The organism is Streptomyces sp. NPDC043876, assembly GCF_056435825.1.
The window spans coordinates 1-14,351 of record NZ_JBWKDV010000020.1 but is presented as its reverse complement, the minus strand read 5'-3'; the positions used below and the strand labels follow the sequence as shown (position 1 = coordinate 14,351).

12 protein-coding genes and 1 pseudogene are annotated in these 14,351 nt (G+C 71.9%); 9 read left to right on the top strand and 4 right to left on the bottom strand.

Annotated elements, in window-relative coordinates; genetic code table 11:
• The first annotated feature begins 2 nt into the window (after positions 1–2).
• From AC0693_RS36645 to AC0693_RS36635, 3 genes are all read left to right on the top strand, one after another.
• Positions 3–1,217, top strand: coding sequence for a sensor histidine kinase (locus AC0693_RS36645; RefSeq protein WP_478804312.1), 1,215 nt, complete (start codon positions 3–5; stop codon positions 1,215–1,217).
• A 183-nt stretch (positions 1,218–1,400) separates the two neighbouring features.
• A complete protein-coding gene (locus AC0693_RS36640; protein ID WP_478804311.1) occupies positions 1,401–2,192 on the top strand; it encodes an ABC transporter ATP-binding protein in 792 nt (263 codons plus the stop codon).
• 103 nt (positions 2,193–2,295) lie between these two features.
• Positions 2,296–4,824, top strand: coding sequence for an ABC transporter permease (locus AC0693_RS36635; protein ID WP_478804310.1), 2,529 nt, complete (start codon positions 2,296–2,298; stop codon positions 4,822–4,824).
• 95 nt (positions 4,825–4,919) lie between these two features.
• Here the strand turns inward: AC0693_RS36635 and AC0693_RS36630 are convergent, their stop codons facing one another.
• Together AC0693_RS36630 and AC0693_RS36625 are read right to left on the bottom strand one after the other, a co-directional pair.
• A complete protein-coding gene (locus AC0693_RS36630) occupies positions 4,920–5,333 on the bottom strand; it encodes a hypothetical protein (RefSeq protein ID WP_478742374.1) in 414 nt (137 codons plus the stop codon).
• A 1,094-nt stretch (positions 5,334–6,427) separates the two neighbouring features.
• On the bottom strand, positions 6,428–9,148 hold the full coding sequence (locus AC0693_RS36625) for a glycoside hydrolase family 2 protein (RefSeq protein WP_478804309.1): 2,721 nt from the start codon (positions 9,146–9,148) through the stop codon (positions 6,428–6,430).
• A gap of 629 nt (positions 9,149–9,777) precedes the next feature.
• Here AC0693_RS36625 and AC0693_RS36620 point away from each other — a divergent pair.
• From AC0693_RS36620 to AC0693_RS36600, 5 genes are all read left to right on the top strand, one after another.
• Positions 9,778–10,131, top strand: a complete 354-nt coding sequence (locus AC0693_RS36620) for an STAS domain-containing protein (protein ID WP_469338420.1) — start codon at positions 9,778–9,780, stop codon at positions 10,129–10,131.
• Positions 10,132–10,196: 65 nt separating this feature from the next.
• Entirely contained in the window at positions 10,197–10,793 is a 597-nt protein-coding gene (locus AC0693_RS36615) for a hypothetical protein (protein ID WP_478804308.1), read from the top strand.
• Positions 10,790–11,530, top strand: coding sequence for a GAF and ANTAR domain-containing protein (locus AC0693_RS36610; protein WP_478804307.1), 741 nt, complete (start codon positions 10,790–10,792; stop codon positions 11,528–11,530). Before AC0693_RS36615 ends, AC0693_RS36610 begins: the two co-directional genes overlap by 4 nt.
• Before the next feature lie 18 nt (positions 11,531–11,548).
• Entirely contained in the window at positions 11,549–12,265 is a 717-nt protein-coding gene (locus AC0693_RS36605; RefSeq protein WP_478804306.1) for a GAF and ANTAR domain-containing protein, read from the top strand.
• A 5-nt stretch (positions 12,266–12,270) separates the two neighbouring features.
• Positions 12,271–12,867, top strand: a complete 597-nt coding sequence (locus AC0693_RS36600) for a hypothetical protein (RefSeq protein WP_478804305.1) — start codon at positions 12,271–12,273, stop codon at positions 12,865–12,867.
• A gap of 64 nt (positions 12,868–12,931) precedes the next feature.
• Here AC0693_RS36600 and AC0693_RS36595 read toward each other — a convergent pair.
• Both AC0693_RS36595 and AC0693_RS36590 read right to left on the bottom strand, forming a co-directional pair.
• Positions 12,932–13,024: pseudogene (locus AC0693_RS36595) on the bottom strand (hydrolase); the annotation flags it as partial.
• Positions 13,015–13,695: a helix-turn-helix domain-containing protein gene (locus tag AC0693_RS36590; RefSeq protein ID WP_478804304.1), complete on the bottom strand. Its 681-nt coding sequence runs from the start codon at positions 13,693–13,695 to the stop codon at positions 13,015–13,017. The pseudogene AC0693_RS36595 and the gene AC0693_RS36590, both read right to left, overlap by 10 nt.
• 375 nt (positions 13,696–14,070) lie before the next feature.
• Here AC0693_RS36590 and AC0693_RS36585 point away from each other — a divergent pair.
• Positions 14,071–14,351: phosphoketolase family protein (locus AC0693_RS36585; RefSeq protein ID WP_478804303.1), on the top strand; the 281-nt coding region annotated here is incomplete at its 3' end.

Below are 14,351 nucleotides of genomic sequence, written 5' to 3'. Positions count from 1 at the left end.
GCGTGCCCCTCCGGTGGAAGATCGCCGCACTCGCCGCCGCCACGGCCTGCCTGGTCTCGGCGGCGGTGGGCGGCCTCGTACACCTGTGGACCGCACGGGACATCCGCGAGCGCGCCGCCATGCGCGCCTCCAACACCGTGTACACCGCGATGGACGCCTACCGGCGCACCGGCACCCTGATCGACGGCGCCGAACTCGACCCGGCCGAGCTGCCCGCCGCACTGCGGGGCCCGGTCGACGCCGGCCGGCACACCGCCTCGGACGGGCACGTCGAAGGGAACCTCGGGCCGTCCCTCTGGGCCGCCCAGCGCACCGGCGGCCCGGACAGCCCGGTCCTCGCCGTCCGCGTCAACATGAGTCCGGAGCTCCACGACCTGTACCGGCTCGACCTGACCATGGCCGCGGCGTCGCTGATCGCGCTGGCCGCCGCCATCCCCGTGGCGGTCTACGGATCCGGCGTGCTCGGCCGCCGGCTGCGCCGGGTCTCGGAGACCGCGGGCCGGATCTGCGCCGGGGACCTGGACGCCCGTACGGGGCCCACCGCCCGCCGCGACGAGGTGGACGACATCGCCGCCAGCGTCGACCTCATGGCCGACACCCTGGGTCGGCGGTTGCGCGACGAGCGCCGGTTCACCGCCGCCGTGGCCCACGAACTGCGCACGCCCGTCGGCGGTCTGCTGGCCGCCGCCGATCTGCTGCCGGGCGGCGAGACGGAGGACCTGCTGCGGGCCCGGGTTCGCGATCTGCGCGGGCTGGTCGAGGACCTCCTGGAGATTTCCCGGCTGGACGCGGGCGCCGAACTGCCGGTCCACGCCCGGGTCCCGCTCGGCGCGGTCGTCTCCGAGGCAGTGATGCGCACCGGCCTCGCCACCGAGGTCGCCGTCGCCCCGGGGGCCGGGACCGTGGAGACCGACCCGCGCCGGCTGGAACGGATCGTGGGCAACCTCGTCGTCAACGCCCACCGGCACGGGAACGCTCCGGTCCGGGTCAGCGTCGAGGGCCGCAGCGTCGTCGTACGCGACCACGGCCCCGGTTTCCCCACGGACCTCCTGCGCGAAGGGCCTCGGCGCTTCCACACGGGCCGGGCGGAACGCGGCGCCGGTCACGGCCTGGGCCTGACCATCGCCCTGGGCCAGGCCGGGGTGCTCGGCGCGGAACTCCGCTTCGGCAACGCTCCCGACGGGGGCGCCGTCGCCACGCTGTGCCTGCCGGACTGACCTCCGCCGACCACTGGGGGCTCCGGCCGCGGGCTCGGCTCGGGCTCGGGCGCCGGCCGCGGGCTCGGGTGCTACAGAACCGATACGCGACGGAGCGAGCGCCGGAACACGGTGGTCCGGGCCCCGATACCTTCCCCCGACACCCTTCGGAGTGCACCCGTCCGCACCCGAAGAGGAGCCACTGTGACCGCCGACCCCCTTGCCCCGCACACCCCGCCCGCCCTCCGCGCTCCGGCCGGGATCGCGGCCGCCACCACCGGCCTGTCGAAGGTCTACGGCAGCGGTGACACCCGCGTCGTCGCCCTGGACCAGGTCGGCGTCTCCTTCCGCGAGGGCGAGTTCACCACGATCATGGGCCCCTCCGGCTGCGGCAAGTCCACGCTGATGCACTGCGCCGCCGGGCTCGACTCCTTCGACTCCGGCTCCGTCCGCATCGGCACCACCGAACTGTCCACCCTGAACGACGAGCAGCTCACCCGGCTGCGCCGGGACCGGATCGGCTTCGTCTTCCAGGCGTTCAACCTGCTGCCCACACTGAGCGCCCTGGAGAACATCACCCTGCCGCTGACCCTCGCCGGCCGCACGCCCGACCGGCAGTGGCTGGACCACCTGGTGACGATGACCGGCCTCACCGACCGCCTCGGCCACCGCCCCGGGCAGCTCTCCGGCGGGCAGCAGCAGCGCGTGGCGGTGGCCCGGGCCCTCGTCTCCCGACCCGCGATCGTCTTCGCCGACGAGCCCACCGGCAACCTCGACTCCCGTGCGGGGGCCGAGGTCCTCGGCTTCCTCCGCGAGTCGGTGCGCGAACTGGGCCGGACCGTGGTCATGGTCACCCACGACCCCGTCGCCGCCGGCTATGCCGACCGCGTGGTCTTCCTCTCCGACGGCCGTCTGGTCGACGAGATGGCGCGGCCGACCGCGGACCGGGTCCTGGACCGCATGAAGGCCTTCGACGCCCGCTCGCACACGAGCTGACGCACCCCGGCCCCTGCCGCTCCGGCCCCCGGTCCGCTCCGGGCCCGCTCCGCCTCCAGCCACCCGCTCACCTCCCCCGAGCCCTCCCCCAGGATCCGCACCCATGTTCCGTACCGCCCTGCGCAACGTGCTCGCGCACAAGGCCCGCCTGCTGATGACCGTGTTCGCGGTCCTGCTCGGGGTCACCTTCGTCACCGGCAGCCTCGTCTACGGCGACAGTCTGAAACAGGCCGCCGTCGACCGGGCGAGCGCCGGCTACGACCGCGTCTCCCTCAACGTCGCGGCCAACACCCTCCCAGGCGCCCCGCCGACCACCCTCGACGCCCGCACCGCAGCTGCCCTGGCCGAGGTCCCCGGCGTCGCCGCCGTCGCCGGCCGGGTCGGGGGCTTCGCCGCCGTCGCCGACCACGAAGGCCGGCTCCTGGGCAGCGCCACCTCGCGCGAGGGAGGCAACTTCGCCCCCGGCAAGGACGGAAGGGACCCCGCCTACCGGTTCACCGCGGGCGCGGGCCCGGCCGGCGAGCACACGGTCGCCCTCGACGAGGCCTCCGCCGTCAAGGGCGGCTACCGCGTCGGTGACACCCTGCGCGTGGGTACGGCCGCGGGCGCGGCCTCGTACACCCTCAGCGGGGTCTTCCGTACCGACGCCTCGAAGCTCTCCCCCGGCGGCAGCCTGACGCTGTTCGCCGATGCCACGGCCCAGCGGCTGTTCTTGCGGCCCGGTCGGTACACGAACATCGAGATCACCGCCGCCCCCGGTACCGACGTGAGCCGGCTCGCGGAGCGTATCGAACCGGTACTGCCGAAGGACACCACCGCTGTCACCGGCTCCCGGCTCGCCGAACTCCAGGCGAACCTGGCCTCCAGCGACAGCGACACCATGAGCCAGATCATGCTGGGCTTCGCGGCGGTCGCCCTGTTCGTAGCCGCCTTCCTCATCTCCAACACCTTCACCATGCTGGTCTCCCGGCGCACCAGGGAGCTGGCCCTGATGCGGGCCGTCGGCGCCTCCCGCAAGCAGGTGCGCCGCATCCTGCTGACGGAATCCGTCCTGGTCGGCCTGATCGCCTCCGTGGCCGGCGTCGTCGCCGGCACCGCGGTCGCCGCCCTGCTCCAAGCCCTCTTCACGCCCGCCGACGGGCCCGCCGCCCCGCTGGTCCTCTCTCCCGCCACCGTGCTCACCGCGCTGACGGTCGGCACCGCCCTGCCCGTGCTCGCCGCCTGGGTTCCGGTCCGCCGCGCCATGGCCATCGCTCCCGTCGCCGCCCTCGGCGCGGCCGAGCCCGCCGCGCCCGCGCGGACCGGCTCCGCCCGTACCGGCGTCGCCACCGCGCTGGCGCTCACCGGCGCCGCCGCCGCGCTGTACGGAGCCCTGACCCCGGGCCCGGACGCCCGGACCGTCATCGGACTCGGCGCGGCCCTGACCCTGGCCGGGACGACGCTCCTCATCCCGCTGCTGTCCCGGCCGTTCACCGCCCTGCTCCGGCCGCTGCTGGTCCGGCTGAGCCCGGTGCACGGCGACCTCGCCGCTCGCAACACCGTGCGCGATCCCCGTCGTACGGGCGCCACCGCGGCAGCCCTCGCCATCGCCATCGCCCTCGCCTCGGGCCTCTCCGTCCTCGGGGCCTCTGCCACCCAGTACCTCGAGGGCGCCACCACCCGCGACTTCACCGCCGACTACCTCGTGAAAGCCGCCCCGGGCGGCCGGCGGATGACCCCCGAGACCGCCGCCCTCCTCAAGAAGCTGCCGGGAGCCTCCTACAGCCCGCTCGACCAGTCCACCGACTACCGGATCGGCGGCGTCTCTTCGGTCCTGACCGGCGTCGATCCCGCCACCATCGGCCGGCTCCTGCGCTACGACGTCAGCAAGGGCTCCCTCGACAGCCTCTCCGAGGGCCGGATCGCCGTAGCCGACTTCAAGGCCCGGGCGAACGGCTGGAAGGTAGGCCAGACCCTGCCCCTGGAACGGCGGGACCGGCGGGGCGAGGTCACCATCGGCGCCGTCTACCGGGCGGACGAACAGAGCAACCTGCTGCCCAGCATCACCGCCCCCGACGCCCTGGTCACTCACTACGATGCCGCGCCCGTCACGGACTCGATCGTCGTCGCCACCGGCGGCGGCCCCTCGCGCGCCGCGCTCGCGGCCGTCACCGGGGCGCTCGGCGACAACCCCACCCTGTCCGTCCTCGACCGGGACGGCATCCGGGCCGAGAACACCAGCGGCATCGGGGACCAACTGGACCTCTTCCACGCCCTGCTCTCCATGGCCCTGGTGATCGCCACCCTTGGCGTCGCCAACACCCTCGCGATGTCCGTGTTCGAACGCCGCAAGGAGATCGGCACGCTGCGCGCCCTCGGCCTGGACCGTGCCGGAGTGACCCGGATGATCCGGATGGAGGCGCTGCTCATCGGCGCCCTCGGCGCAGCCGTCGGCACGGTCATGGGCGTCTTCACCGGCTGGGCGCTGAGCCGCACCCTCCAAGAGAGCGTCGCGGGCTACGCCCTGGTCATCCCCTGGGGACAGCTCGCCCTCGGGGTACTGCTCGCCCTGGCCGCGGCACTGCTCGCCTCCCTCTGGCCGGCCCGCCGGGCCGCCCGCGTCGACATCCCCGCGGCGACGGCCGCGCACTGACCGCCGCACCGGCGGCGCTGTCGCCCCGGACGTACGACAGCGCGGGCCACCACCCTGGGTGGGGCCCGCGCTGGGATTCGGCAGCGTTGGCGAGGTCAGAGCACAGCGACGGTGAACGGCCTGTCCGCGGAGTTGCCGCTGCTGTCGCTCGTCACGACCGTGATGGTGTCGGTGGCGTTGCCGCAGTAGCCGTGGGGTGAGCCGATGGCGGTGATCTCGCCCCGGCTGTTGTTGAGCGTCGCGAGGACCGCCGCGCTGGCCAGGTCGATGCTGGAGTCCGAGACCCTGACGCAGTACACGCCCGCCTGGCTGGTGCCGGTTCCCCGGGAGACGGCGGCGACGTTCTTGGATGCCAGGACCGAACCGGTGCCGCTCACCTTCGCGGCGGCGCGGGCGTAGGGGGCGTCCATGCCGGCGGCCGCGGCAGTGCCGGACAGAACCGCCAGTGACGTCATGGCGCCGAGAGCGAGCGCGACGACTCGGCTGGAACGGTTGGTGGAAGTGCGCATGTGTCTGCTTCCTTCTCGGCCACGAACACGCTGCCGAGGGCAGCGTCGGCCGGGGAGAACGGGCGAGATGGTCCGCGCCGCCAGCCGAGAGAGGAGCACAGGAAACCACCGGCTGGCGTCACGAAACGAAGCCAAGCAGACGCGTTGAGTGACGAAACGGTGCTGCTCGCAGTGCTCCATACCAACGCGTGAACACTCGCCCCCAAACTTCAACAAGGAGCACCAACAGGGCGCTTCGCGCAACCGGTGCTCCCCCATTTGCGCCCCGCGAGTGCCAGGAGAGGCTGGTCAGGGTCACTTCGGCTTCGGTGATGTGCCCGAAGTCGTCGCAGTCGACCTGCGCGGCGCCTGCGCCGGGGCTCTCGGCCGTGAGCCGGTTGTCCGTCCAGCTCACCGGGACACCGTGGTTGTCGAAGAACCCTCAGACGCACAGGCGCAGACGAGGCTCGCGAAGAGGTCCTGCGCGGGGTGTTCCCTCTGCCTGTTGAGGGCATGGCATACAGCCTTCCGGTCGTAGGTGTGGGCGCCGCCCACGAGAGTGGTGCTGAGCAGGGCGGTCGTACAGGTCATGCGCCCGGCCATTGGTGACCGGCGGCCACAGGACGTCCGGCTCTGTACCTCGCGCCGCCGGACCTTGACGCCGCCCCCTTGGGAGGTGGCCACCCTGCCCTGGTGGTCCGTTCCCGTCCCGTGAATGGGCAGCTGATACCGCTTCGCGGCGGGCGGAACGTGGACGTCAGAGGTCCCGGTGACGTTGTTCAGGGGTAGCGGGGCTGACTTGCAGTCAGTTCCCTGTGCTGTCACCGTTCAGGGTGGGCACGGGCTGTGGTCACGTACGCGGCGATAGCCGTGGTGAGGTGCTGGTGCTCCTCTCGGGCCGCCTGCACGGAGGCGGCGTCCGAGTGGTCCCTTTGTCGAGCACCGAGCCGGAGCTGGAAAGCCGCGTCGGCGGCGTCCCGCGCAAGGACGGCGACGTGCTCAGGTCCTTCCGCAGCCTGACTGACCGGCCCGCCGCTACTTCAGGAGCCGGAAACCAGGTCGTGGGTCGACGTGGAGCCGATGAGGGGCTCCTGGGGTGCGGGTGGTCATACCGTTCAGTCGGCCGGGATCGTTGAGGTGGGGGTGTTCCAGCCGGAGATCCGCAGGTGAGGCAGGGATCCGCGCAGGTCGGCGGTCCGGTAGGTGGCCGTCAGGGTGACCGATTCACCCGGCCAGAGGCTGACCTGGTTGTCGCTCCACCGGACGGGCAGGACGGGTGCGCCGTGGGCCGTCACCAGGTGGAGGTCGGTCAGCAGGGCGGGGGTGGCGCCTGTGCCCGCGTGGCGTACGGTCACGGTCGTCGTGGAGACCCCGGAAGGGCTGTCCGTCGTCGATCCGGTTGCGGTGACGGGCACCTGGCTCATCGTGCGCAGGCCGCGCAGATCGGCGAAGGAGGTCGTGGGCGTGTGGTACCAGTCGGTGCGGGCGTGGTCGAGGACGTCCGGACGGGTGGAGAGCCAGTAGACGTTGCGGCTGATCTCGCGACCGGAAGCGTCGGTGAGGAGCAGTCGGGCCAGGTGGGTGGGTGACAGGCCGGGGACGGAGGCGGGGAGGTTCAGTGCGGTGGTGCCGGCGCCACCGCCCGCGACGTTCAGGCCGTTGACCGACCTGTCGTACTTCGCCGTGCCGTCGGTGTTGAAGAGGGTGACCCGGGCGGTGAGCCCGGTGGCCGCGGTGGTTCGGCTGTTGACGACCGTCACCGAGTGGTTGTCGTACCCGTACTGCACGTGCAGTGGCTCGTTGGCCTTCTTCGCGCCGAAGTAGGCCCCGCCCTGGTCGAGGTAGCGGTCCACCAGCTGCCAGTGCAGGGAGGTCCAGCCGCTGTTGAACATCCAGTAGACGACCCCCGTCGACGGCGCCGAGGCATCCTTGGCGTTGCGGGAATACGCCTCGAACTGCGCACGGACGTTCTCGTACTGGGCGAGCTGAGCCGTGCGCACGTAGTCCTCCAGACCGGTCGGGGGTCCGTAGCGGCCGGCGAGCGCGGCGTCGTACAGCTTCAGCGTCGAGAACGTCGCCGAAGGCGAGCGGTGGAACTGAGCCGCTGACGGTTCCTTCCACAGCGTTTCCAGCTCGGCCGGGGAGAGCATGCGGCGCAGCGTGTGGAGGGTCGGGACGGAGGGGCCGGCGCTCGTTTCGGAGTTGAAGCCGGTGGCGCCGCCGTCCCGCTTGTCGTACCAGTAGCCGGGCGGGACCCAGTCGTAGGGGCCGGTCATCTTCATGCCGGAGCGACCGGTGACCGGCGCGGAGGCGTCGGAGGCGGCCGGGACCACCGGGGTCGTCCAGTCGGCGGCCGCCAGCGCTTCCAGGTACCCCTTCTCGATCTCCGCGTTCGGTGCGGCGTCGCTGCCGATCAGGAAGGAGATGACGCTGGGGTGGTGGCGCAGCCGGGCGGCTTCGGCGGCCATGGAGGCTTTGGCGACGAGGTGGTCGGCGGCCGTCCACCGCTCCCCGCTGCCCAAGCGGTTGACCTCGCCCTCCCACTTGTCGCAGCACTCCCAGCCGGGCAGTGTCAGGATGCCGTACCGGTCGGCGAGGTCGAAGAACTCGTCCGGTTCGATGTGCCCTTCGAGGCGGAGGGTGTTCAGGCCGAGGTCGAGGGCGTACTTGAGGCGGTCCTCGACGTAGGTGCGGTCCCAGCGCAGGAACTCGTCGGGGGACCAGCCGCCGCCCTTGACCAGCAGCGGGCGGCCGTTGATCCGGTACTGGCGGTCCCCGTCGGCGTTCAGCGGCGCCCGTACGTCGCGGATGCCGAAGGACTGGTGCGCGGCGTCGGAGGTCCGGCCGCCGACCGTCGCGGTGACGTCGAGGGCGTACAGCGGCTGTCCTCCCATCGAGGCCGGCCACCACACGCGCGGCGCGCGCAGCAGCAGGGCGGGATGGGTGGCCGGGGAGAAGACGACCGTCTTCACCTCGCGTGGTGCCAGGGTGACACTGCCGCTCACGGTCACCGGACCGGCCGTCGCGGACACCGTCGTGACGACGGTGGCAGCCGAGTCGTTGCGCACCCGGGCCTTGACGGTGAGTGCGGCTGAGCCCATCGAGGGCATGTCCAGGGCGCTCACCACGTGTACGTCGCGCAGGGCGACCGGCCCGCCCCGGCGGACGGTGACATCGCGGACGATGCCCATGTTCTCGTCGGGCGGCGGCTGGAGCCAGTCGAGCCAGCCCATCGTGAGCTGCTTGCGCGGGTTGTTGGGCCGGATCCGCAAGGCGACGGTATTGGTGCCCGCCCTGACCAGGCCGGTGACGTCGAATTCGTGCCGGGTGTAGGCGCCCGCCACCGTGTCGGCGCCGGCGACCCGGCGGCCGTTGACGTACACGTCGGCGGCGGAGATCACCCCGCTGAAGTCGAGGTACGTACGGGCAGTGGTGTCGGCGATCGTGAAGTCCGAACGGAACCACCACGGGACGGCGAAGTCCGCGGCCGGGATCCGCTTCTGGCGGGTGGAGTAGAAGGGGTCGGGATGGACGCCCGCGGCCAGCAGCGCCGCGAGGACGGTGGAGCGGGGGCCGGCCGGGTACCAGCCGACGGTCCGGTAGCCCGGCCGGGAGACGGCCTCGGCCGGGTCGGTCGTCTTGGCCGCCGACTGGATGGCGTATCCGGACAGGGCCGTCGAGCTGCCAGGGACTGAGGCGACCGCGGTCGCGCGCGGTACCGGCACCGGATCCGGGCCGGGAGCCGCCCGGGTGGTGGCCGCGGTCAGGGCGAGGACCACACCGAGAACGGCCGCCGCCGTTGTCCTTGAGCGGACGGAAGAGCGGCTGCGCAGCACGGGACCTCCGGCAGGGGACGACCCCGGACGGGACCGGACCGAGTTTTACACGGGCGTGCGGGACGCAGTGCGGACAACGGCGCAGGGTCACACAGGTGGAGTACGGGCCCGCCTCGGCCGGGTGTGGACGCGGACCGCGCTGGAGCCGTGAACGGTGCGCCGGACTGGACACGTCCCTCCTGGGGATCGGGCAGATCACGGCAGCATTCATGCGCAGGACACCGACTCGGCACTGTCCGAATACGCCAAAGCCGCAGGTGCGATCGTTTCTGCGCCTGCGCCTCACCATGGGGCGCGCGTCGGTGCGCCCCTGCGCCGGTCGGCAATCGGCCAGAAGAGGCCTGCTTGCACCCCTCCGGCGGTACCGGCTCCCGGCTATGCTACGGACAGAACGTCCCCGTTCCAGACCCTGACGGCGCGTTGCCTGGCACATCTCCGCGTCGCGGCCCGGACTCACGATCCGCCGGCCCGGCGCAACCGAGGGCGTGGTTCGTCCCCATCCTGAAACGCAGGCTGCGGACCGGCCGTGCCCGCCGCGCGCACATCCGCACCGGGAAGTGACCGGAACAGCCGGTAAGTCCGGCGCCGACCGGCACCGCCCGGCTGGTCCCGAACCGAGGCGTCCCACCATGCGTGTCCCCGATCCGAATGCCCACGGGTACGACGACAACAAGCGGGTACTGATCGCCCCCGCCGGTGAGCTCGACGTGTCCACCGTCCACCCGCTGCGCGCCGCCCTGACGCGATGCCTGCACGACGGCGTCCGCACCATCGACATCGACCTGTCCGCCGTCACCTTCTGCGACTGCAGTGGCCTGGACGTCCTCCTCTCCGCGTGGTCGCGCATCACGGCGGACGGAGGAACGCTGAGGCTGCACAACCCGCCGCCCGTACTGGTCCGGATCATCGACCTCACGCGTTCCGGTTTCCTGCTCGGTGACCTCCCCGCTCTCGCCCCGGCCGCCCTGGGCGGTGTGCTGTGACGGACGCGTCTCCGCTGGGGCGTTTACAGAGGAACCGCCGCGGGGCTCCGTACGGTCCCGACGACATGACCGCGGTCCGCCTGCGCCGGCTGAACCGATGGCAGGCCGAGGGACTCAAAGAAGACGTGGCGGACCTGTACGTGGAGTCCTCCCGCCCGGCTGCGGGTACGGCCCACAGCAGCCGGGAAGCCTTCCTGCACCGCCTCACGAGCGATGTGCGGCAGCCCGGATTCGCCATGGTGGTCGCGGAGCGGGCCACTTTGTTCGGATGCGCCTTCGGCTTCCCGCTGCGGCGTGACGGCTTCTGGTGGAGAGGGCTGCTCAAGCCCCTTCCGCAGGACATCGAACAGCTCACCGCCTCCGGTCACGTCTTCGCCGTCTCCGAGGTCGTGGTCGCCCCGCACGAGCAGGCCCTCGTACTCGGTCGACGGCTGCAGGAGCGGCTGCTGGACGGCCATGGCGCGTCGCTCGGCGCCACCCTGGTGCCCAGGTCCGACGTCAGGAGCCTAAAGGCCTTCCGGTCCTGGGGATGGCACGAGGTCGGTGAGATCCACAGGCCGCCCGGCACGGCTCTGCTCCGGGCGCTGGTGCTGCCCCTCGGGGTGGCGGCTCCCACATCCCGCGCGGGGCTCCCGGCCGGCTCCCGGGGGCCACGGCTGTGACGGGTGGCCGGGCGGCCAGGATCCGGGTGCTGGTGGCCGAGGAGGCGGCCCGGCGCGGCGAAAGGATCGCCGTGATGGACGTGTGCACGGCTGCGGTGGCCGTGCTTCCGATCCACGGAGCAGGAGTGTCGGCCATGTCCCGGGCCTCGGCCGGCCACCCCCTGTGCGCCACCGACCTGGTGAGCGAACGGGTCGAAGAACTCCAGCTCACGTTGGGCGAGGGCCCCGGCCTGGATGCCTTCGCCCTGGGGTCGGCTGTCCTGGCGCCCGATCTGCGATCCGACGGGGAACGGCTGCGATGGCCCGTGTTCGCGGTCGAAGCCGTCTCGGCCGGTGCGGTGGCGGTGTTCGCGTTCCCCTTGCGGATCGGTGGGATCAGCCCCGGAGTGCTGGACCTCTACTCGAACGTACCGGTCGAATGGGACGCCGCGGAACTGGCCGATGCCATGGTGTTCGCGGACACCGCCACGCTCGTGCTCCTCGGGGCCCGGATCGATCCGGCAGGCGGGCCGCTCGAGGAGCTCGGCAGTTACCGGGCGGAGGTCGATCAGGCCACCGGCATGCTCACCGTCCAGCTCGGTGCGGACATCGAGGAGGCGTTCGTCCGCCTGCGCGCCCACGCCTACGCCCACGGACGGGGGCTCGCCGAGGTCGCGTCCGACGTGGTCGCCCGCAGGCTGCGGTTCTCGCCGGACCGGGACGCATTCGAGAAACGGAACGGCGCCGACGATGCCTGACAACAGAAGGTGTACACGATGAATGAGCAGCTCCTCGCCAAAGCGTTCGTCGAACTCGCGGACAACTTGGTCGCGGACTTCGACCTGATCGACTTCCTCCGCATGCTGACCGACAGATGTGTCGACATGCTCGATGTGAACGCGGCCGGCGTACTCCTCGCCGGCCGAGGCGGCGAACTCCGCGTGATGGCCGCCTCCGACGAGCAAGTCCGCCTGCTCGAACTGTTCCAGCTCCAGAACGCCGAAGGCCCGTGCCTGGAGTGCTTCCACACCGGCGCACCCGTCACCATCCCGGACCTGAGCACGGAAACCGCCCGCTGGCCGCTCTTCGCCGCGCAGGCCCGCCACAGCGGGTACTCGGCGGTCCAGGCCCTGCCGATGCGTCTGCGGGACGAGGTCGTCGGAGCTCTGAACCTGTTCCGCGACCTCCCCGGCCCCTTCGATTCGGCCGCCACTCCCGTCGCCCAGGCACTGGCCGACGTCGCCACCATCAGCCTCCTGCAACAGCGCTCCTCCCAGCAGAGCACCGTGCTCAACGAGCAGTTGCAGCTCGCCCTCAACAGCCGCGTGCTGATCGAACAGGCCAAGGGCAAGCTCGCCGAACGCCAGGGCATCGGCATGGAGGCGGCCTTCACGGCACTTCGCAGGTACGCCCGCGAGCACAACCGGCGGCTGTCCGAGCTGGCCGGCGCCTTCATCGACGGTACCGAACCCCTCGCCGACTTGGTCAAGTGACCGCCATGTCCATGTACCTGATCATCATCGTGACCCTCGTCGCCGCGACCCTCATCGCCGTGACGGCCGTCCTTCTGGCCTCACTCGGCCACCACCGGACCGGGCGCGGCCTGAAACGGCGCTTCGGCCCCGAGTACGAACGCCTCGTGACCCGCCACGAAGGCGACACAAAGGCCGCTGACCGAGAACTCGGCGAACGTTTGAAGCGGCACGGTTCCGTCAGGGAACTGCCGCTATCGCCGGCTTCCCGCGAGGGGTACGCGGCCCAATGGACCCAGATACAAAGGCAGTTCGTCGTCGCGCCGCAGGAAGCGGTCTTCGAGGCCGACGCACTGCTGGCACGGTTGACGTCGGACCGGGGTTTTCCGGTCGACGGCCCCTTCGAAGAGCGGCTCGCTGCGCTCTCCGTCCACCACGCGCAGCATGTCGACGGCTATCGCGGCCTGCACAGAGCCGCCCACGGCCATGGCAGCACGGAGGAGAACCTCAGGGCCATGGCCGGGGCCCGGGACCTCTTCGACGCCCTCGTCGCACAGCATCCCGCCGACTCTGGCCGGCACCGTCCGCAGCATCACCGCGCCGAGGAAAGTGACACGCGATGACGCACGGCCGGGAAGCGCGCTGCACGGGCCTTGCCCGCGCTGATCAGCCGACCGCATCGCATCGTGCGGTCTTCCAGGCCGCGGCGTGCAACCGCGCCGAGTCGAGCAGGACCCCGTCGGTGTCGAACACGACGGCATGCGGGGCGATCACCCGGATCCCACACGGCGGCCGCTGATCCGGGTGGGAGTTATGGACATCCAGTGCGTGCGGGGTCCGCCGGCCCACGGGAGGGAGCGGGCGACCGAGTGCAGGTGGCTGATCCGCTCCCGATCCGTGACGCCGGACAGCTCGCCGACGGCCATGACGCTCCAGCCTTTGCGCATCGCGTCGTCGATGTGGTCCACCTCGAAGGCGACCTCGGTCCCCGATGCCCCGGCGAGCCGCGAGTGGGCCGCCGTGCGGAACGCGATCTCGCTTCCGACGACGACGTAGTTGACGGGGATGACCGCGGGTCCTTCCGGGCCAAAGAGCCCGACCCGGCCGATGCCGTGGGTGGAGAGCAGGCGGTGGCATTCGGCCTCGGCCAGCTCCGTCAGCTCGGAGTCACGCATCGCGGTGCCCCTGCCGGGGGGACTGTCCGTCGTTCTCCCGGTCAGCTCGGCAACCGTCGTCCTCAGCCCGTCCGCGAGGCGGACGAGCATGCCCATGCTGGGCGCCGCCGCCCGTTCCTCGAGATAGGCGATGTACGACGCGGAAGCCCCGCAGCGCTCCGCGAGTTCTCGGCGCGCGAGTCCCAGCTCTTCGCGGCGGGCGGTCACGCGTCGTCCGAGGTCGCCGCGGGCAGCGGGAACCTCGATCCGGGACGCGTCCGCTGTCGTCTTTCCCATGATCGCCACACCCTTTCGGTCGGAGGCCCAGTGGGCGTCCAGCCCAGGCTGTGCCCGCCGGGTGGTGCGAGCACAGGGCCGGACGGTCCCCTATCGGGGCCTGTGGAGCCCATGCGGCGCTCTCCTCCGAGTGTCGTCACCGTGCAAGGAGCCCGCTCCCGCCTTCCGTGCCGAAACCGGTCGACGCCCCGCGACACGTGCCCGGCGTACGACCGACGGCCCACGCTGCGCCCCGTGCCGACGGCGCAGAAGGGGCCGACCGGCCCCCGCGCAGGGGCCGGTCCTGCCCTTCCCTCCTGCGGGCGCGTCAGCACAGGGTTGCAGGCATCGGCTCAGCCGACGCCCGCCACCGGCCTGCGGTTCGAAGGAGTACGTGTGACCACATACCGGATCGCGGAGCTGGACGCGCATTGGCGCGCCGCGAACTACCTGGCCGTCGGCCAGATCTACCTCCTGGACAACCCGCTGCTCACGGAACCGCTGCGGCCGGAGCACATCAAGCCGCGGCTGCTCGGCCACTGGGGCACCGCACCCGGCCTGAACTTCGTCCACACCCACCTGAACCGGGTGATCAAGGAGCGTTCGCTGGAAGCCCTGTGCGTCTGGGGGCCCGGCCACGGCGGGGCAGCCGTCCTCGCCAACTCCTGGCTGGAGGG